This is a genomic window from uncultured Fibrella sp., from assembly GCF_964250085.1.
GTDB lineage: Bacteria > Bacteroidota > Bacteroidia > Cytophagales > Spirosomataceae > Fibrella.
The window spans coordinates 367,766-388,716 of sequence record NZ_CAXUEC010000004.1; the positions used below are offsets into that span (position 1 = coordinate 367,766).

Sequence of the window (20,951 nt, forward strand, 5' to 3'; positions counted from 1 at the left end):
TCAAGCTAGCAGCCACCTCGAAAACGCCGCGATAGCTAGCCTGCTGATAACGTACCCAGCTCAGTATGCGGCGCTAAGCAACGTTGAGTAACTATTCTTCGTAGCGCTATATATAATCAGTAGATTAACGCGGTTCATCCGTTCCTACATTCTTACACGGCTGGCGCTGTGTAAGAATGTAGGAACGGATGGGCAAAAAAAACCGTCTCTTTTTAGACTAGAACTGACAAAAACAGGGTCCCTAAAACGTTCATTAGTTAGCCTGTACTACCGCGCCGCCCCCATGTTGACACCATCTGAACAAACCCGTTATCAAAAGCACCTGAACCTCCCCGAATGGGGTCTCAATGGCCAGCTTACCATCAAGAAATCACGCGTCTTAGTGGTTGGTGCCGGCGGACTTGGTTGCCCTGTTCTGCTGTACCTTACTGCCGCCGGTGTGGGACGAATCGGCGTGGTCGATCCCGATGTAGTTGACCTGAGCAACCTGCAACGGCAAGTCCTTTACACAACCAGCGACATTGGCCAACCGAAGGCCAAGGCCGCCGTAGCCCATCTGCAACGCCTGAACCCCGACCTGCGCTTCGACACGCACGCTCAGGCACTCGACACCACCAACGCCCGCGCCCTGATCGACGCCTATGACGTAATAGTAGACTGTACCGACAATTTTGGCGTGCGTTACCTGGTCAACGACTGGTGCGTAACGCTCAACAAACCGTTCGTTTACGGGGCCATTCATCGCTTTGAGGGGCAGGTAGCCATCTTCAACGCTGAACTGGCCGATGGGCAGCGGGGACCTACTTACCGCTGCGTTTTTCCGGAGAATCCCAGCCAGATGGAAATCCCCAACTGTGCCGAAACGGGCGTTCTGGGCGTTCTTCCCGGCGTGATTGGCACCTACCAGGCTACCGAAGTGCTGAAACTGCTGACCGGAATTGGCGAGCCACTCACCGACAAGCTCCTGATGACCGATCTGCTCACGCACACGAGCCGGACCATACGCGTCCGCCGTCGTGCTGATGCGGTAGAGATGGCCCGGCAGGGAATCGCCGATCGCCAGAAATCCATGCAGTCGGTCAATGACGGTCCGAAAAAAATCACCGCCCGCGCCCTGGCCGACCGCCTGGAACAGGGCGAAAACATGTTCCTGCTCGACGTGCGCGAGCGCGAAGAATACGATTTGTGCCATCTCGACGGGGCCGTGCTCATTCCCGTTGGCATGATTGCCGCCACCGCTGCCGCCGACCGCAAACGCATTCCTACCGACGTACCTGTGGTGATTTACTGCCATCACGGCATCCGGTCGACCAACGTCGCCAATTACCTCTACACCCAGGGCGGCTATACCAATCTGTATAATCTTGAGGGCGGCATCAATGCCTGGGCCCAGCAGATCGAACCCGAAATGGCAACGTACTAAAATTAGTTGGTCATTCGCTTCGCTGTCATTAGGTGGTCATTTAGAGTCATTCACAGTTCTTCCTACGAATGACTCTAAATGACCACTAATGACAGCGAAGCGAATGACCACATAATGCCAGCGTAGCGTAACGTACCTTTGTGCGTTCAGTAAGTCGCCATCTCTATGAAAATCCATCAGGCCGAGTTCGTTATCAGTAATACAGACCCAGCCAAATGCCCCAAACCCGACCGCCCGGAATACGCGTTTATTGGCCGGTCGAACGTGGGCAAGTCATCCTTGATCAACCGGTTAGTGCAGCGCCCCGACCTGGCCAAAACGTCAGGGAAACCGGGTAAAACACAGTTGATCAACCATTTTAAAATCAACGACCTGAAAGGCGAAACGAGCTGGTACTTAGTGGATTTGCCCGGCTTTGGCTTCGCGAAAGTGCCTAAGTCGATCCGCGAGCAGTTTGCCTCGATCATCACCGGCTACCTCACCAGCCGCACTAACCTACAGTGCATCTTCGTGCTGATCGACATGCGGATTCCACCCCAGAAAATAGACCTGGATTTTATGACCCGCCTCGGCGAACAGGAGTTGCCGTTTGCGATGGTCTTTACCAAAACCGAAAAAATCAAGTCGGGCGGGCGGCAGATAGCGATAGATGCTTACCGCGAAGCAATGGCCGAAATCTTCGACACCTTTCCTACGTATTTTATTACTTCGGCCGTAAGCGGAGAAGGTCGCGACGAAATCCTTGACTACATCGACGAGTTAAATGGGGAATGGACGTTGAATCCGACGGTTAAGAAAGTTTAAAGTTTAATGTCCAAAGGCTCCGCTTCTTCGAGGGTGTCGGCTAAGCAGAGCCTTTGGACATTAGACCTTAAACTTTAGACATTGACCTCCCCACATTGGCCTTCACTAAATAATACCCCCAAACAGATTAAGCCTTACCTTTGTCCATACGTATGGAAGCACTAAAAACCATTGCCAATATCTCGGGTTATCCCGGTCTATACCGGATTCTTAAACCGGGACGTTCGGGTGTGATCGTGGAAACGATCGACGCGAAAAAAACAAAAACCATGATGGGCCCGCAAGCCCGCGTGTCAGTACTCAACGACATTTCAATGTATGTTGACCGGCCCGATTCGCCGCAGAACGAACAATCGGTACCACTGGGCGACATTCTGATGCTGGTGGCCGATACATTCGGCGACGACTTGCCGGTTACGGCCAAAGCTGATGGCGCTGAACTCGCCGACTTCATGGAGCAGGTACTACCTGATTATGACCGTGAGCGCGTTCGCGATACAGACATCCGCAAGCTGGTAAGTTGGTATACCATTCTTCGTCAGCATGCACCTGATGCGTTCGAGAAACCGGCAGAAGAGCCGGTAGCCGAATCGACAGCCGCCGAAGAAGAAAAGGCAGACTGAGGTTTAACGTTCAAAGGTTCAATGTCTACTGTCCAGAAGGCTTCGCTTGTTAACCAGATGGTTTATGAGCGAAGCCTTCTGGACAGTAGACGTTAAGCTTGACCTTAAACGCTCAGGATCTTCACCATCCTGAGGAGATCTTCATTAATTGGTTTGGGCAGGCGAATAGTGTCGCGGAAGGGTGTATAGACCAGTTCGTTGTTGATAATACCTGCCATTACGTTCTTTTCGCCGTTCATTAGCCCCTCTAAGGCGCCAAGACCTAACCGACTGGCCAGAATACGGTCGTAGGCAGTTGGGATGCCGCCGCGTTGAATGTGGCCCAGCGTCGTTACCCGCATATCCAGGTCCTGACCTGCCATCATCACTTTAATTTTCTCGGCTACTTCCTTGGCGCTGCCTTCCTCTTCGCCTTCGGCAACCACCAGAATCGACGACGATTTACTGCGGTTGAAGCCCTGCTGCAGGATGTTTACCACTTCTGAGATAGGCGTAAGCACTTCGGGCACCATAACCAACTCGGCCCCACCCGCAATTCCCGACTGAATGGCAATGTAGCCAGAGTCGCGCCCCATTACCTCGATCAGGAAAATACGGTCGTGTGAATCAGCCGTGTCGCGTATTTTGTCGATCGCTTCGAGGGCGGTATTCACTGCCGTGTCGAAACCGATCGTGTGGTCGGTGCCGTAAAGATCATTGTCGATGGTACCCGGTGCGCCGACGGTAGGAATACCGAACTCATCGAAGAAGAGCGTAGCCCCCGTGAACGTACCGTTGCCACCAATAGCGACGAGGCCTTCGATACCAAATTTCTGCAATTGTTCATGGGCTTTCTGCCTCCCTTCCGGGGTCATGAATTCCTTGCTGCGGGCCGATTTCAGAATGGTACCGCCTCGCTGAACAATATTGCTCACCGAGTGGGAGGTCATCTGGAATATGTCGCCATTAATCATTCCATTATACCCCCGGCGAATGCCAAACACTTCAAGACCGTGATAGACAGCCCCGCGCACAACCGCCCGAATACAGGCGTTCATACCCGGTGCATCGCCCCCGGAGGTAAACACAGCAATACGTTTCATTCGTTAATCAATTTTCGTCGAAAACAACAACTGGTAGGGATTAGGCTCGTAGTAGAACCACGCAAAATTACCCCCATTTTCATATTTAAAGCCATCTACCTCTGAATTATAGGTTATCAAATGGCTTTTTGTGCGAAAGTGCCAATTTGCAGCCCTACTTTCTGATAGGCATACGGACTGTAGATTTTGGCTCAAAAAAAGCCATTTTAGGTGCTTGTTCACAAAAAAGCCGCCCCTTCACCGGTGCGGCTTCCAATATGGCCTGTGTAAGTAGTCGTTATAACAGATCGGGTTGATAAACTTTGACCGTACCATCGCCTTCACAACTGACAATCAACAGGCTACGCTTCGTTGGGCTGTGGCTAGCGGGCACAAAATGCACGCCTTCGGGTGCATCGCCCGTGGGTAACAATTGCTTAAACTGTGGATTCGCTGGATCGCTCAGATCATAGATTGCAATGGCGTCGGCCCGCTCCAGGGCAACAAAAGCAATGGGACGGCCATTGATGGTGCCAACAGTTACACCTTCCGGCTCAACGCCTTTATCATCCGAGCGGGTGTCGTCGTATAAGCCGGCAGCGATGACTTTTTCTTCGAGTGTTTTGCCGGAAAAGTAAATCCGCTGCCCTGTGTTGGCATTGAAAATGCTGAATCCACGACCGCCAAAGCCGTATAGCACATCATAATCACCATCGCCATCGGTATCGCCCAGGCTCTTTGTCACGATCATGCGGCCCAGATTAGCCACGTTTTTCAGGGTCGCTCCGTTTGGAAACGCCACCGGGTCGAGGGTAAGCGTGCTGATGCGAGCTTCTTCGCTATATCCACTATAATCGCGGGTATCTCCTTCGTCGGCGGTGATCAGATAATTCCCGCCATTTGCTTCGAAGTGAGCGATTGCATCGGGCAGATAAAATGTCTTGATGGGCCAGGTTGCCAGCTCGATTTTGTTATCACGGTCGCTGGGGTCAATGGCATTGATGGTCAGGCTAACATCTTTGGTGCCTAGTGGTACAACACGCAGAATACTGCCGGCAATCAGGTCTACTTCCGCAATGGCGTTGCTTTCCTGAAGCGTTACCCAGGCTTTACGGGAATCGGGCGAAACGGCTACGTATTCCGGTTCCACATCCTGCGCCAGGCTGGCTTTGGGGCCAAAAAGACGAAAACCATTTGCCATCAAGCTCATCTTTTGGGCGTCGAAAGCGGCAAACGTGAGCGTTTTGACGCTATAATTGTTGGTCACATCAATAATCGAGACCGAGCCAACCGGGTCAATGGTATAGGCGGCGTTCGGCTCCCCTTCGTCGGCAGTCACGATATATCGTCCGTCGGGGCTGTAGGTTACCATATCGGGAAGTGCACCAACGGGAATTGTTCTCACCACCGCCAGCGTGCGGGTATCCACCACCACCACACTTCCGTTTGCCTGTTTATTGGTCGCCTCCAGCGCAATAGCCAGCTTACCATTGCTGACGGCCACGCTGTTGGCCACTCCACCCAATGCCGATATGTCGATAGCGGGCAGTTTGGTCAGCCCTGCGGCCGCCGAGAACTCAAGCACTTCAACTTTAGGAACGCTCTCATTATTGACCGTAAATATCCGCTGGCTGATCGGATCGTAGGTTGAAATTTCCGAGGCCGCAGTACCTCCAAAATCCTGAGTCGCTATTTCACGAAACTGGCTGACGTTTTCATTGAGTGGCGTAAGTCCGCCATCGCGGTGATCGCAGGAAGCTAGCGCTAGCACGGCGAGGCTACCTGCCCAAAAACGGTATGATTTAGTCATCTGAACGTTGGCTTTAGTTTATGTTGGCACAAAGATTAAAACCAACTTAAAAGCATATACCACGTTCACAATATGATAACACTATTCAATACACAATACTTTAACAATCAGGTATTTAACTCAAGTACAGCATTTATTTTAAACGATATATTACGCAACTGTTACCGGGCCCGTCGTATATGACACCAGCCCTGTAGCCAAAAAATAAGCTACTGAACGTACCTGGTTTCCTGACTACACGGCTGGTGTCGTGTACGACTTTGGCTCACGTCAGCGGCGCAGGAAACGGAGGCTGCGCTGTCGGGGACCATCGGTAAGTTGCAGAATGTATAAGCCAATTGGTAGGTCGCCCACCGGCAGGTCAAGCGAGAACAGGCCGTTGGCTAGTCGGTTTAACCGGAACCCTGTCTTCTCGAGTTGCCCGGCTGCACTGTATATATCTACGCTTACCTGTGTAGCGCCCGGTTGTAGGTAGCGAATCAGGAGTGTCGTAAGCACCGGGTTGGGATAGGCAATAAACGTGCTGTCATCGGCACCAAAGCTCAGGAGCGAATCGGCCACGCTGGTGCCCGTCCAGGCCGACCGGCGCACGATTTTATCCCCGGACCAACCCACGCACTGCTGCTGATTCACCCGTAGCTGATACGTACCTGGCTGTTTCACAATCAGGCTGGATGCTGTTGCATTGTCGATTACCTGCTTATCTCTGAACCACTGGTAGGTATAGTCGATGCCTGTCGATGCCTGTAGGCTGAGGCTGGCCCCCACTGGGAGTTGTATGATGGCATCAACTGGCAGCACAGACAGATTGCCGACTGTACTTGGCTGCACAGTTACTTCGGCAGATCGGGCTACACACCCATTCTGCATTACCTGCGCCTGATAAGTCCCCTGTTGCGTTATCGTAAGCGTTGAACTCGACGCGCCACTCGTAACGGGAAGACCATTGCGCAACCAGTTGAGTACCGCTCCGTAGCTGACAGACGCCATCAGTCGAACCGTTGCCTGTTCAGGGCAAAGGAACTGATAGGCTGAGCCAGGCGACAGTTGCACTGTTGGGCTAAACAGTTTGACTTTGACGGGCGTAGACAAACCGGTACAACCATTACGGTCTATGTATCGAAGGGTATACGTACCCGCTTCCTGAATAGCGCATTCAGGCGTGTTAGCTTCTAAAATCTGGATACCGTCGCGAAGCCATTCGTAACGTACCCCCGGCACATCGGCCGACGTCAGATTGAATGTAGTTCCCGCGCAGATTGTCGTATCGGCTTTCGCCAGTAAGGTCAGACCGGGCAGCGTACATTTCACATGCTTCCTGCCACTGGCAATAACGGTAAATGGCTGTGTGCCACCCTGTAAGCTTCCTTTATGGGTTATTCGGATAGTGTAGGTTTGCCCAGCCACCGGTTCAGCGATGAATATCTGCTCTACATTATCGCGGCTGTTATCGGCGCGGGTGGCGGCATTGGCCGGTATGGCCGGGTTTAATACAAACGGTAACACTGTCTGACTACCGTTTACCAACCGTAGGTCGAGGTCGTTCACCAGTTTTGGCGTCCGGTTATTAAGCGACGAAGGCAACAGGGGACTCACCACTCCTTCAGGATCGGTCCAGCAGAGCGTGACCACGAGGGGTTCACCGCCCTGCGCCACAACAGACGTAGTCCAGACCTGATTTTGGGTCAATGTGGATTCACTGATCACATGCGCCTGGTTGGCATTTTGCACCACCGCTGCGGCAGCTTCGGTGTTCAGTAACCCCCACCCCTGCCGATAGTCAGGACCAACGGCCGGATTAAGGCGATCGGCCGTGTGGATAGCCAGCCCTTTCACCGTGGCCGACCGCAGAAACTTTCCGTTGGTTTGCCGGGCATATAACTCCTGAATCAACAGCAGCGATCCGGCCACATTAGCGGCCGCCATCGACGTACCTGTATTTGTTCCGTAGGCGGCGGTCCCGTCGGCCAATGTTGAATAAACGCCGGTGCCCACACCCACCAGATCGGGTTTAATTCGGCCATCGTCGGTGGGCCCCCAGCCGCTGTAGGGCGAAACCAGCAGTCGGGTAGGTCCGTTGTCACTATCGAGCGAGACTTCGGCGGCCCCTACCGTCAGCACGTTTTTTGCCGTGGCCTCACCGGGAATAACGTCGTAGGCATCATTGCGGCTACGCGGCAGTGTACTTTGCTGATCGGTGCTATTCAGAAAGTAGGGTGTGTTGGCTGGCGGTCCGGTTTCGGCCCGTTTGTTATCGGCCGAACGCACCATCAACAGGCCCGGATTAGCATGCAACAGCTTATCAATATCCCGCGCTTTGGTGCTGTAAAAGCCAAACAGGTAGTCTTCTGTGGTGCTCACGGTAGGGTTACCCCACCACTCCCACTTCCGGTTCGGGTCGCTTCCGGGCCGCTCCAGATTTTGCACCCAGCCTGATAAAGGCCCATAGGCATGCACGGAAACCAACAGGTCAGGCGCGGCAGTAGTAAGTTCGGCCACATCGTTTGTGTAATCCCAGACCGATAGTGAGGCTCCGTAGGCCATACCGCGTGCTTCGGGTGTAAGACCCGCCGCCACAAGCGTGCCTGCCATGTGAGTAGCGTGGTTGCTCAGTGTTGTCGTGCTGTTTCGCATACTCACACGACCGCCAAACTCGCGATGCTCAGTCAACACCCGGCCCCCATCCCACAGCCCTAGCTTGCCAGCTACAAAACGGGTGCCCCCATTCAGAAACAGGCCGGTTGCATTCTGGCCATACAACGACTGGGTACGTGTTCCCAGCGCTGCTTCCGTATTATGCAGCCCATACACAACAGGATGGCCCGTGTTATCGACTCCAAAATCAGTTGTGGCTCGATGACTGGCATACGATTTGCTGAACGGAAACGCCAACGGCCTGCTCCATCCGACGGGTGAGGTCGACGTAGCAGGCCGTTGCTTGCAGGCGGGTGGTATGGCCATATCAACATAGGGTTGGGCGTATAACGGCCCCAACGCTACTATGCTGACAATGAGGACACTCGCCAAATTCCTGGTCAGAACATGGCAGCGTTTACTCCGATCAGACCATGTACTGCCAACTGAAATCAAGAGAAGTGGGGCTGTTTTAGTACTTGAGCACTGCTTTTACCGCCGCAGACTGGGTGGTATCTGTCAATACTTGTACAAAAAACGTACCGGCTGGTAAGCCAGTCAGATCAAGCGTTGCCGAGCAGCGATTTAGCAAACGGCTCATCGGCATCTGCTGCTGCAACACCCCTCGCGCATCAAACAGCCGAACGGTTGGGTCTGGCCCCGAATCTGGTGCTGCAACCTCAACGGTAAGCTGCCCCTGTGTTGGATTCGGGTACATTTTCAGACTCGCCTGAAACTGGGGCTCAACAGCCAGAATGGCTACGTAAAGCTCTTGGGAGATAGCCTCGCCACAACCATTTACGTTTGCCCGCACCGAATAGCGCCCTGTTTGTGGCACGGTGAAGTTTTGCCCTACAGCCCCCGAAACCGGCACGCCATTCTGAAGCCACTGGTTCCCGGCCAGTGCATTAGACGTTAGCACCAGGCCCGCCTGAACAACCACTGGCAGTTGGGGCGGCACAATCGAAACGCTCACCGCCGACGAAGTAACGGGGGCACAACTACCCCCAACCTGAATGGCGTATTGTCCCGAACTACCCGCCGCATACGACTGGCTGGTTGCCCCCGCAATTGCCTGTCCGTTCAGCAGCCACTGATACGTGAGCACATCGCCCGCTACGGCTGTGGTTGAGGTAGAACGAAGCGTAACGGCCCCTCCCTGACAGGCCGTTGTAGTGCTTACAGCAGCTAGTGTGGCTGTAGGCGACGAGCGCGTAGTCACCGTTACCGCCGTGCGTTGCGTTGCCGGACAGTCGAGTGGCTTTAGCTGCATATCGTACAGGTAATACCAGGCCGCTTTCAGGGTGTCGATGCTGGTTCCGGTATCGAACAGGGAGCCTTTGCTGCTGGCAATAATATCGCCGTTCTGGGCGCGGAGTGTATACGGAAACGCGAAGCTCGATCCTGAACCAGCCGTTACCGAGTTACTACGAAAGATGGTAACACCTTCTTCGTATTCAATGGATATCTTGTAGTCTCCCGGTGTAGGAATCGATAAGTTCAGCGGATATACGGCTCCTGCATCAACTGGGTCATCAGCTTGCTGCCCGTTGGCGAGCGTCTGCGAAACAGGCAGGGTACGCGTGGCGCTGACATCAATAGTCGTGGTCGAAATCACCGTCTCGTCGAATTTACGCACCTGGAAGGTGAGCCGCCCGGCCGCACCCGTGTAGATTCTGGCCCGATCAATTCGAAGGGGTACTTTTGTACTGATTAACGGCTGCGGACCAAAATTTCCCGAATAGCTGCCACCCTGAAAATCCGTTTTCGCCGCTGGTCCTACCCGACCGGCAAAATCATTGGTGGTCACATAATAAACCGGTCGGGCCGGGGCCGACGTCTGGTTTCCTACGGCCAACAACGTACCAGCACTGGGCGAATCGTACCAGAAAGCCGTCGTGCTCCCCGTATTCTGCAAGGTGACAACGGGGTCGCTACCACAAGCCGCAGCCGAAAAATTTCCGGTAATAGTACCCGCACTGATAGTTCGGCTAGCCACCAGCCGGTTGTTGGTCGTATCCTGGTCGCCAGACAGCGCAATGGTGGCCAAGAGCTGGTAGGTTTGCCCCGCCACCAACGACACAGATGTGGGTAAATTAAACGAAACAAGGGCATCATGATAGGCCCGAATCAGGCTTGCCGTACTGGTCAGCGACGCAACTGGTTGATTGGCGGCGTTGGTCACCTGCAAAGCGACGGGCAGATTGCGCTGGTCTGCGCCGCCATTATTACGAACCCGCACGGAAACAGACTGTGTGTTGGCACAGAAGGTCGACGTGCCTTCCACAAAAGCGGCGACCGTTACATCGGTCTGCGGCGGCACTACCCGCAACAGGTACTCCTGCGTTTCGCCATTCCCATAACTTCCGCAGGGTTGCACCGTAGTGGCATCGGTTGTTTCTACCACCACGATTCGCAGGCGCACCAACGTACCCACCGTCGCACTGGCCGGGGCTGTCAGGGTGGAAATGAACGTACCTGGCCCGTTCAGGACAGACGACGTACCCAGCAGTTCGCCCGCATCGGTGAAGGTCCCATTGGCATTCCAGTCGGCATAGGTCTTCACGATCACCGGTTTAGCCGCCCCACACGTACCCGTTGTCACGGTGATCTGGATAGGCTGACTGGGCTGCACATCGGTAACAGCCGTCGTGCTCATGAAATCCGTGTAGGTCGTGCAATTATCGCTCCCCGCCTGGTTGACGCCCGCAAACTGAACACGGGCAATTTTACTATCGGCCGATGACGTTGCAGCCGACGTGCAGTAGGCTGTTCCGCCAGCCCCACTCACCAGTAGCGCGTAGGCCTGCCCGGCAGTAGTAGCAAGGGTGCCTTTATGGCTGATCGTCAGCGTGTAGGTACGTCCCGGTACGGGGTTGGCAATGTACACCTGCTCTACATTGTCACGGATGTTGTCGCCGGGTCTGGCCGCCTGGCCAGGGTTCTCAGGATCGAGTGTCCAGGGCAACGAGGTAGTTTGTCCATCGCTGATGCGGGCATCCAGGTCATTGACCAGCTTGGGCGTCCGGTTGTTATAGCGGGCTGTTCCGGTTGTGGCCGCACCTTCGGGGTCGCTCCAGCAAATGGTGGCGACCAGCGGTCCACGCCCCGAAGCCACCATCGTAAGTGAATACGATTGCCCCTGTGTCAGGGTACGTTCGTCGAGGACGTTGCTTTTATCGGCATTCTGAATGACGCGCGCCGCCCGTTCTACGTTCAGAAGCCCCCATCCGTTCTGGTAATCGGGTCCGGTGGCTGGACCGGCTTCGTTGGCGGTATGAATAACCAGCCCTTTCAGCGTAGCCGCCTTCATGAGTTTACCCGGGTTCAGTTGCCCATAATATTCCTGCAGCAGCAACACCGACCCCGACACGTTTGGCGACGACATGGACGTTCCGCTTAACGCACCATACGCAAACGAGGTAGACGATGCCGTTGAAATAACGTTGACGCCTACACCCAGAATATCCGGTTTGATTCGCCCGTCATCGGTTGGCCCCCAACTGCTGAACGACGCCAGACTGACGTCGGATGGGCGGAGGTAGCCGTTTGTGATGTTCGAAATGGCCCCGACCGACAGAATGTTTTTCGCTGTTCCATAGGTGGTAATCTGGTCATACCCGTTTTGCGCGTCGCGGGGGGTTGTACTTACCCGGTTGTTGTGGTTGACCAGGTAGTAGCCCTGCCCGGCAGTTGGCCCACCAGCGGCATGATCATTTCCCGCCGATTTCACAATCAGGTAGTAAGGCGACGAGTTGGCGATGCGATCCCATGAACGGGCATTATCGTCGTAAAGCCCGAATTTATAGTCCTGTGTGGCACTCAGCGTTGTATCGCCCCACCATTCCCATTTATTGGTAGTCGTTCGGCTGCTGTTGAAACGCCAGCCTGCAATGGACCCGTATGAGTGATTCGACACGAGCAAATCGGCCGACGCCAGTGTCATCTCACTGATGTCATTACTAAAATCCCATGCTCTCAGATTAGCGCCATTGGCCATACCCCGCGCCAGGGAGTTGATGCCTGTAGCGATCATCGTTCCCGACACGTGCGTGGCATGATAAACGTCTTCGTTTTCACGGTCTGTAGTCGTCGGATTATCCTGCTGAATGACCCGATTCACCAGCTCGGGATGAGTGGCATACACCTTTCCACCGTCCCAAACGCCCAGCCGGGTACGTACCGCATCACTGCTTCCGTTGAGGCTAACGCCAAGGCTGCCACCGGCATACAGGCTATTGGTTTTTGTGGTGTTGGCCGCGCGGGCGTTGAAATACACCATGTCGTAGAGCAGGTTGCCCGTCTGCTCATCAATGCCTCTGAGGCGGCGAACCAGCCCTTCACCCGCCGGTTCTTCTACGCTACGCCCTTGTTTTACGGCTACCGTGAGCGCCTTCTGGTAATTGGCTACCTGCTCCTGCGACAGGGTCTGCTGAAGCACCTGAAGCTGTTTTTTTTGTTGGAGACTGTATTGGGGAAGTGGTTGAGCCAGTGCAGATCCAGTCAGCAAAAGGGACAGCCCGACGAGTCGGTAAAAAAAGGGCATACGTTGATGAATCAAGGAGTTTGTTGGGTAAACAAATCTACGTTCTAATTACCGTTTATGCGAAAGGTCCGTTGCAGGTACGTATACCTTTTCATCAAATTCTAACGGAGTGTGCCATGACCCTCTTTGGAAACAATCTAAACAAGATGTATCTTCGTTTCGCTTTATCAACAACGTATGAACATCTTCTCTGAAAACGAGGCCCAGTCGCTTCAACCAGCTACCTTTCTCCCGCTTCCTCTCTTCACCAATAGCTTACGCGACTCGCCCGGCTGCTCGCTGAAGAAATGCTGTAAGAAGTACAAAAAAGGCAAGCGCTGCAAAAGCTGCCCGGACCGGTAAACTACACTAAATATCTAGTGTCTAGGCCGGTAGCCCTGCAGTTTGCCTGCCCAACACCGAGCCATAGTATTTGGCCAGGCAATGGTATAGAACCAGTTCATATACCCGCTGCTTCGACGGAAACAGCCGATTCATAACCATGTGGATGAGGCTACCAGCCAAGTTCAGGAGTTGCGTTGGTTCAGTAATGGCTTCAGCTACCTGCCGAAGCACCGTGTTCTGCTGCCTGTCCCATTGCCAGATTCCTTCAGCAGGCATAAACTGGGGCGACAACGCCTGATTGATCAGCGGCTGATACGACCGGTATTTGTCATTGAGCTGCTGGCGCAAAGCCGATTCCCCACCAAACTCCTTGAAAAACTTCTCTTTCAGGTCGGTCAACAAGTGCCGCTGAAGCTGGACTGACAAACCCAGCCCTTTCAGAAGCCGGTCAATTTTGGCCGCTGCTACAGAAAAGCGTAGCTGTTCATCGAAAAGGCTGTCTGTTTCTGTCATGAAATCCAGGGTTGACAGGCTATCATAATGAAACAGTAGTTCGCACTGCTCAATCTGCTCCATTCCGTAGCGTTCGAGTTCACGCTGGTACGTGTCTACCTGCACTCGGTGCACCACCCCCGACGCAACGGCCTCCTGCAACGCCTGCTGCATCAACCGCACAACGTTCTGGTAAAAGTCAACGTCAGGATCGCCACGAAAGCGTAGCCGGAGATGCGCGTCGGTATCCTGATAACGGACGAAATAGAACGCTTCGATTTCCCGCGTTCGCAGCAGTTCCTGAACTACCGGATAAATGCGCTGAGTCAGCAGGCTATCTGACGACTTTTCACCCGCATAAATTTTCAGGTAAAACCATTCACTGCCCACCAGAAACCGCCGTTGCGGCAACTGCACCGGCGGCTTGCTGCGGTCGTCCGTTACCTGCGACCCAGCCGTGAAAAAGGGCATAATGAGTTCATGGGCGTAGGCCTCCCGCCTGTCGGTAAGCGGGCACTGATCGGGCTGATGCAGAAATTCGACCAGCCGGATGCGGTCATGCCTGCGAATCTCATGAATCAGCAAGTCAAGCGAGGCAGGTACGTGCATGGAGATCAACAGTTCATTATCAGCCTGGGCTATCACAAATTGCTCGGGCAGGCCCGCCGCCGTCAGCTCTGCAACCAACTTCAGCGGGTTGTCGGGAGTGAGTTTATTACTCTGTAATTGCCAGGTGGCCCGACTCACAATGACCCGATGATAGCGAACACGGGGCAAATACGTTTGTTCGTGCAGAACGCCCCAATTCCAGGCCACATGCAGGTACGCATCCTGAGCCTGTAAGTCGCAGAGGAACCGGTAGATGGGTAGGCCCTGCGCAAAGTTATGCGCCGTGGTCAGGCGGGGAATTACCCGCCGATTCAGCCGTTTCGATCGTAACACAATCTGATTATTCCGTACCGAGACCATCAGATCGGCCAGCGGAATCTGATGGTCTTCGTCCACCGATGCCTGACCAAGATAAGGAATTTCATACTGGTGGATTCTGGGTCGGGCCAGTATATTGCCAGCGCGGTTTTCGGGTAAATGCACGATCTCGGCAATCACCACATCGGGTTGGCGAGCCTCTTCAACAGCAGCGCAAGCCTGGATATGGCTTGTCAACACGGCATCGCCTTCACCAAACCGACTCAGCAGGTTCATGGCCGATGAGCCAGTGCAGGCCAGCAGATTGAACTGGAAGTTACCTTCGTCAATTGCTTTTGCAGACCGGGCGAGTATCGACCCAAACGCATAAAAGCTAGTGGGCATAGGTACGTTTCTGGTCTGCTGCTGACCAATATAATCCAGGTCGTCGTCGGTGAGTACGATCTCCGACTGCCGGGTTCGCAGGGCATCAGCGTACTTATCCATAACCAGCCGCTGCGACCAGTCCCAGGCTGCTAAAACGGGCTCATTAGGCGCGGCAAATGTCAGGTCATCAATTAGCGGAGCGTAGCCCACCCCTTGCGTAGATACATTGCCGTAGCCTACGCCAAAATCACTATCGAGGGCCAGCGACAGCGCGATTTCTTCCTCTTCATAGCGGTTCATGAACCGATGTTTGAACGAATCGAGGTCGGGGGATTTTGCGGGTTGATTCAACACCAGCAGTTTTTCCAGATCCCGCTGTACGTGCCGCATGGCCGCTTTGCCGATCGCCAGTTCAGGGGTGTCGAAATACGAATTGACCTGCACAACATTGGCCGTGGGCAGTGGAATGGCCCGATCTGTAAACCACTGCTGTACCTGCGTGTAGGCTAGCAGCCGATCGGGCTGTTGCAGGCAATTACGCAACTCGATCAGGTCCCGGGTTACGTCGGCCGTACCTGTTAAACCAGCCATCCGGTCGATGAGCCGGTCCAGGTAATTTACGCCCGTAACCGTGGGGTCAATATCGAAGCAGAGAATCTGATTGTCAATCAACTGGTCGATAAACGTCCTGGTTTCGCTGGCAGGTACATCGGGGAGCAGATTGGCCAGTTGGGTGATAGTGGCACCGTGCCGGGCCGCATCGAGCAGTTGGTTCAGGTACGTGTCTGGCTCAATGGCACTGATGAAGTAATGACGTTCACTCGTATCGCGCTGTTGCTCTACATAGCGCACCGACGACCCTACGGGATAAAGCGATGAGTTGGGGTATAGGCGCAGTTGTGACCTGATGGGCGGCTGGCTGGTCAACCAGGTGCCAATAGCCTGCAAACAGTCAATATCAACGCGGGTGTAGGTACGTAGCGTAGCGGGGGAGCCAGCTTGCAGTTGCGTGTTTTCGGCGAATGTACCGCTACTAAAACCAGCAAATAAACCGTAGGGCGTTGAGCGGCTACACATACGGACCAGGTATTTCTGGAGCGTAGTGAGCAACTGTTTTTGCTTGGGGATCAATTCGCCCGCCAGCCAGCGGCGAAACTGTGCGTACAGGGAGGGGGAAGCCGCCAGTAACGCCTGTTGCGCCAGTGGATCCTGATAAAACTGCCGCAGTGCTTCATCCAGCGATTTGGCAGACAGTTGATTATAGAAATTTCCTAGCTTACTTATCGAATAAGTAGGCCGACGAAGTACGAAGAAATCACCTGGCTGAATCATGAGCCTGCTATCTTGGATGGAGCTGATTTCCAAGATAAGTGGCCTGCTCAGGTATTACTACGAAATTTATATTTACGGTTTATGCACACCAGTAACGGCTGGTTTAACCGTAGATCGCAACGTATTTATCAAGGCAGTTGGCGAAGTTCTCGAATGATAGTGGCTCATTCAGAAAATCAAATGGCTTGAAAGGCAGTCGGCGAAAGGCCTGAATTGGGTATGGAGACGTGACGATAACGGCCGGGTGTCTGGCGAGCATAACCCGGTAGTGCTCAGGAATAAATTGATGCGGGTCGTTCAGATGCAGAAAGACAAGTGCATCATAGGTCCAGCTTAGCTGCTGCTGCGCCATTATCTCCTCCGAAAACGTACCGGACGGACCTTCGTTCAGCCAGCTTGTGCGCTGGATGCAGTGAGTTAGCTGCTTTCGGCTAACCCTCGGATAGTTTAGTAGATGACATGTTTGCAAGAGGAGGGGTGGCTTAGACCGTTAACCGTTAATAGATAGCCGTAAACACAGTTGTGCAGGTACGACCGCCAGCTTTCGAGCCGCTCTGCGCCGTGGTCAGGCAAACAAGGCGTTCTTTTTTCAGTGTCAAACGTGGAGCGGGTGTATTGGCTTGAAGATTCATGGCGAAAATGAGTTATGTACGGGCTAAAGAAGCGGTGTACTTGGTTAGAATGCCGTCCTTTTTGCTGGACAACGAGTCAAACATACACTGCCCCTGGCAGCCTTTTCAACTACTTTCGACCTATGAGTAGCCTGCTTTCGACTAATGCTCTTTATTAGTAGACTAATGCACTTAGAGCTGAATCGAGATTCTGACGGTGTACATGGCTTCAGCCGGAAGGGTTATCAACTCATACCGATCCCGGTATAACGTATCCAGCCGACGGCGTACATTACCAAGCCCCACCCCACCCGACTTCTTGATCGGATCATAAGCCACCTGCCGTTTGGGAGGCACACTATTCTCCACTGTAAACAGTAGCTTGTTGGCCTCCATATCGGCACTGACCCGTACATACGCAGGCTTGGACGTCCTTTTCACGCCATGTTTGAATGCATTTTCAACAAAGGCGATGAGGAGCAATGGAGCAATACGATACGCATCAACCTCGCCCGTCTGCGTATACTCAATCAGGACTGGTTGTCCATCCAGCCGGTTGCGTTCCAGGTCAAGATAGTTCTGAATATAGGCCAGTTCTTTGTCTAGCGACACCCAGGGCAGATTGGTTTCGTAGAGGTTATACCGCATCAGTTCCGACAGGCGCAACAACAGGTCACCGGCCGGCTCGTCGATATCGAATATGCGGGCGTAGATACTGTTCAGGGTATTGAACAGAAAATGCGGGTTTACCTGGGATTTCAGGAAGTCGAGTTCCAGCGCCAGTTTATCCTTCTCAAGCTGGATCGTGGTTGTTCTAAGGTTGATAACGTCTAGTACGACCCGCCACGTTAATGGAAAAATCACGAACGGGAAACTCCAAAAAATAGTCCAGAAAGCAGCCGAGCTGCTTGTAACGAAGCCCCATACCCCCCATGTATCCAATAGTTTCCATTCGCGGTCTACCCGGCTGGTTTCGCCAAGCGCATGCAACCATTGAAATAGCCAGTAATTGCTTTGATAAATTATCCCGTACCATAAAATCAGCCACAGCAAAAGCTGACCAATCCTGCGTTTATATACCGTACGTGGAAAGACAACATAGGCGAAAAAGTAATAGAGAAGAATGGTTTGCGCGATGAGTGTCACGGATACCATGCTCTGTGCAAACGGGCTGGCCTTGTAGAAAGCCCCAAAATAAACATACCGGATACCGTAGCTTATGATTCCCCATATCAACAGGCGAGTTAACCAGCGGCGAACTATTGGCGTATCGAATGGAGCAAGGTTCGATCGGAGGCGATCAATCAGGTAGGGCATGCGCATAGAACCTCAGATCATATTTTTCTTTAATTCTTTCATGACGGCCTCCCGATAGGTAACCCCGATAGGCACTTTCTTTCCATCGAGCGTGGTGATCAGGTTACCGTCTATCTCCCGAATAGCCTGCCGCCTCACAATATACGATCGGTTGATGCGCAGAAACTGCGATGGGGCCAGCATTTCTTCCATCTTGCTCATAGTCATGTGGGTTACCAGCATTCGGGTGGTTAGATGAAGCTTTAAATAGTCCTTCATTCCTTCCACAAAGACAATATCTTCCGGTGCCACCCGGATCAGTTTTTTGTCTTCCTTGATCAGAAAATAAGGTACGCGCTCGCGGGGATCAATGGAGGTTGGCTGCCCGGCCGGTAGGGGTGCCGGTTCGCCGGTTACGGTTGGCCTGGCAGTGTCAGTAGCGGGCGAATGGGCCGTGTAGCCGAGTCGTTTGGTAACGCGGTTGATTGCCTCCATGAACTTATCATAGCCAACAGGCTTCAGCAGATAATGCGTCACCGATTCGAAGTTATAGGTCTCGGCAGCATGATGGGGCGAGGCGGTCACCATCACCACCACCGGATGGGGCATGGGCAACATTTTCAGTAAGGCCACCCCGCTCATATCGGGCATTTCCACATCCAGAAACAGAATATCGGGTTTGAGCTCCTGAATCTGCTCCAACCCTTCGAAGGGGTCAACGCTTTGACCCAGCAAGCGCAGGTATGAAACACGACTGATAAATTTTGATAATATATGGTGAGCATGCAGTTCATCATCTACTAAATAGCAGGTAAGAGGCTCGGTCATGATAGCGTCTATTAATAATTCGTCTACATTTTGGCTGTATTGGTCGAAAATAAGGGCGTCATTAGTCGAAATTAGTTGAGTAGGCTCCGACAGTGAGCTTATTTCGTCCTAGTCAAACGACCAAAAGTTCTCGCAAAAATCAGGCAAGACAGTCAAGGTAACGTAGTTACCTGTCTTCTTAACCCATTTTCGAAGCTTAATCAATTAGAATCGCTCAGAAAACAAAATCAATTGCCCAGCTTAATTAACCAAGGCCAGGCAAATAAGCCATAACCGCTCCTTATCTGGTTGCCCTTCATGTTGTCCAGCCTACCAATTGGCCCATACAACTGAACGCAGGCTGACCGATACAGCGACAAAGATACCCTGGTAGTCACTCATCAGGCTTAGCCGGATTCCCGTTGTCAACTTTTGACGACGGGAATTTTTTTTGCGAACTACTACGCCGCAGGCTGCTCCTACCAGGAACTTCGACGTGCTACCCTGCGTCATTCAGGCAGGATGCATCTCTACCTCCATATTCCATTCTGCAAACAGGCCTGCCACTACTGTGATTTTCATTTCAGTACCAACCTGCGTGGCAAACGGCAACTGGTGGAGGCTATGGCGCACGAGATCGACCTCCGCCATACGTACCTGACTACCGCCGCCGCCACCACCGAACTGCAAACGATCTATTTTGGAGGCGGCACTCCGTCGCTACTGACTGAATCCGAATTAGCCTGCCTGTTCGAGGCTATCCATCGTCATTTTACGGTAGCGCCCACCGCCGAAATTACCCTCGAAGCCAACCCCGACGACCTGGCCGACCCCGCTCACCTGGCCATGTTGCGCCGTTACGTTAACCGATTAAGCATTGGTATTCAAACATTTGACGAAGAAACGCTTCGCTGGATGAACCGCGCCCACAACGCCACTGAAGCAGAAACCAGCGTTCAGCGCGCCCGGAACGCTGGTTTCGACAACCTGAGCATCGACCTTATCTACGGTATTTCGGAACGTACCTGGCATACCGATTTAACGAAGGCCATTGCCCTTGATGTTCCCCACCTGTCGGCCTATAACCTGACCATCGAACCCGATACGGCTTTTGGCCGCTGGGTAACCAATGGTAAGCTAACACCTGTAGACGAGAATCTCTCCGCCGTTCAATTTACCGAACTAACATCGGCGTTGGAGGAGGCTGGGTACGTTCATTACGAAATATCGAATTTCGCCCGGCAATTGGACTCAACGGGGCACTTTGCCCGCCACAATACGGCCTACTGGCAACGGAAACCGTACCTCGGTATTGGTCCTTCCGCGCATTCATACAATGGAGTTAGCCGGCAGCACAACGCCCCAAACAACGCTCGTTATATCAACGCACTCGCTGACGATCAAATCCCCGCCGACTACGAAACGCTGACCCGCGCCGACCAGATAAACGAGTATCTGCTGACAGGATTGCGGACAATCTGGGGCTGTCGGATCAGCGAACTGAATGCGTTACTGGGTACGTCTTTTCTGGATCAGCAGGCGCGTGAACTGGCGCAACTAAGCCAAACGGGCTGGCTTCAGATAACCGATACGGCCCTTACGCTCACTAAATCGGGGAAACTCTTCGCCGACCGCGTGGCAAGCGATTTGTTTGTCGAGTAATTTGCAACACTATGCAGCCCGAAAAGCGCGTTAATCGCCTAAGAACGCCTATTACTCCGCCGGAAAACCGGCAACCTCCGCCGATGCCCCAACCAAACCGGCCTGCGTCGAATCGCCCTGCATCTGGTGCCGGACCTCGGTCTGCAAAAAAAAACCAATCCACCGCCTCACAGTCAGTGCTGGGTAAGGCTATTCGGCAAAACTGGTATCAGGCACGTACCTACGTGCGGCAA

14 protein-coding genes are annotated in these 20,951 nt (G+C 53.3%); 5 read left to right on the forward strand and 9 right to left on the reverse strand.

Annotation, left to right across the window (positions count from 1 at the left end):
• The first annotated feature begins 283 nt into the window (after nt 1-283).
• The 3 genes from moeB to ACFE8Q_RS15105 all read left to right on the forward strand — a co-directional run bounded on the left by moeB (nt 284) and on the right by ACFE8Q_RS15105 (nt 2,850).
• A complete protein-coding gene (moeB, locus tag ACFE8Q_RS15095) occupies nt 284-1,423 on the forward strand; it encodes a molybdopterin-synthase adenylyltransferase MoeB (protein ID WP_375446239.1) in 1,140 nt (379 codons plus the stop codon).
• Nucleotides 1,424-1,588: 165 nt separating this feature from the next.
• Nucleotides 1,589-2,227 carry a ribosome biogenesis GTP-binding protein YihA/YsxC gene (gene yihA, locus ACFE8Q_RS15100; protein WP_375446240.1) on the forward strand — a complete coding sequence of 213 codons (639 nt, stop codon included), beginning with the start codon at nt 1,589-1,591 and terminating at the stop codon, nt 2,225-2,227.
• A gap of 152 nt (nt 2,228-2,379) precedes the next feature.
• Nucleotides 2,380-2,850, forward strand: a complete 471-nt coding sequence (locus ACFE8Q_RS15105) for a DUF5606 domain-containing protein (RefSeq protein ID WP_375446241.1) — start codon at nt 2,380-2,382, stop codon at nt 2,848-2,850.
• Between the two features lie 104 nt (nt 2,851-2,954).
• Here the strand turns inward: ACFE8Q_RS15105 and pfkA are convergent, their stop codons facing one another.
• From pfkA to ACFE8Q_RS15125, 4 genes are all read right to left on the reverse strand, one after another.
• Entirely contained in the window at nt 2,955-3,932 is a 978-nt protein-coding gene (gene pfkA, locus ACFE8Q_RS15110) for a 6-phosphofructokinase (RefSeq protein WP_375446242.1), read from the reverse strand.
• 277 nt (nt 3,933-4,209) lie between these two features.
• Nucleotides 4,210-5,721, reverse strand: coding sequence for a choice-of-anchor I family protein (locus tag ACFE8Q_RS15115; protein ID WP_375446243.1), 1,512 nt, complete (start codon nt 5,719-5,721; stop codon nt 4,210-4,212).
• Nucleotides 5,722-5,991: 270 nt separating this feature from the next.
• A complete protein-coding gene (locus tag ACFE8Q_RS15120; protein WP_375446244.1) occupies nt 5,992-8,682 on the reverse strand; it encodes a S8 family serine peptidase in 2,691 nt (896 codons plus the stop codon).
• A gap of 145 nt (nt 8,683-8,827) precedes the next feature.
• The gene (locus tag ACFE8Q_RS15125; protein WP_375446245.1) at nt 8,828-12,901 is read right to left on the reverse strand and encodes a S8 family serine peptidase; all 4,074 of its coding nucleotides are present in this window, start codon (nt 12,899-12,901) and stop codon (nt 8,828-8,830) included.
• A gap of 177 nt (nt 12,902-13,078) precedes the next feature.
• On the opposite strand from ACFE8Q_RS15125, the gene ACFE8Q_RS15130 reads away from it, so the two are divergent.
• A complete protein-coding gene (locus ACFE8Q_RS15130; RefSeq protein WP_375446246.1) occupies nt 13,079-13,243 on the forward strand; it encodes a hypothetical protein in 165 nt (54 codons plus the stop codon).
• 21 nt (nt 13,244-13,264) lie between these two features.
• Here ACFE8Q_RS15130 and ACFE8Q_RS15135 read toward each other — a convergent pair whose 3' ends face one another.
• The 5 genes from ACFE8Q_RS15135 to ACFE8Q_RS15155 all read right to left on the reverse strand — a co-directional run bounded on the left by ACFE8Q_RS15135 (nt 13,265) and on the right by ACFE8Q_RS15155 (nt 19,077).
• On the reverse strand, nt 13,265-16,342 hold the full coding sequence (locus ACFE8Q_RS15135) for a lantibiotic dehydratase (protein WP_375446247.1): 3,078 nt from the start codon (nt 16,340-16,342) through the stop codon (nt 13,265-13,267).
• A 103-nt stretch (nt 16,343-16,445) separates the two neighbouring features.
• Nucleotides 16,446-16,811: a hypothetical protein gene (locus ACFE8Q_RS15140; protein WP_375446248.1), complete on the reverse strand. Its 366-nt coding sequence runs from the start codon at nt 16,809-16,811 to the stop codon at nt 16,446-16,448.
• Nucleotides 16,812-16,839: 28 nt separating this feature from the next.
• Nucleotides 16,840-16,974 (reverse strand): hypothetical protein, encoded by a 135-nt coding sequence (locus tag ACFE8Q_RS15145; protein ID WP_375446249.1) that lies wholly within the window; start codon nt 16,972-16,974, stop codon nt 16,840-16,842.
• A gap of 171 nt (nt 16,975-17,145) precedes the next feature.
• Complete coding sequence (locus tag ACFE8Q_RS15150; protein WP_375446250.1) at nt 17,146-18,270, reverse strand: sensor histidine kinase; 1,125 nt, start codon at nt 18,268-18,270, stop codon at nt 17,146-17,148.
• A gap of 12 nt (nt 18,271-18,282) precedes the next feature.
• A complete protein-coding gene (locus ACFE8Q_RS15155; RefSeq protein WP_375446251.1) occupies nt 18,283-19,077 on the reverse strand; it encodes a LytR/AlgR family response regulator transcription factor in 795 nt (264 codons plus the stop codon).
• Nucleotides 19,078-19,578: 501 nt separating this feature from the next.
• On the opposite strand from ACFE8Q_RS15155, the gene hemW reads away from it, so the two are divergent.
• A complete protein-coding gene (gene hemW / locus ACFE8Q_RS15160; RefSeq protein WP_375446252.1) occupies nt 19,579-20,718 on the forward strand; it encodes a radical SAM family heme chaperone HemW in 1,140 nt (379 codons plus the stop codon).
• The last annotated feature ends 233 nt before the right edge of the window (nt 20,719-20,951 follow it).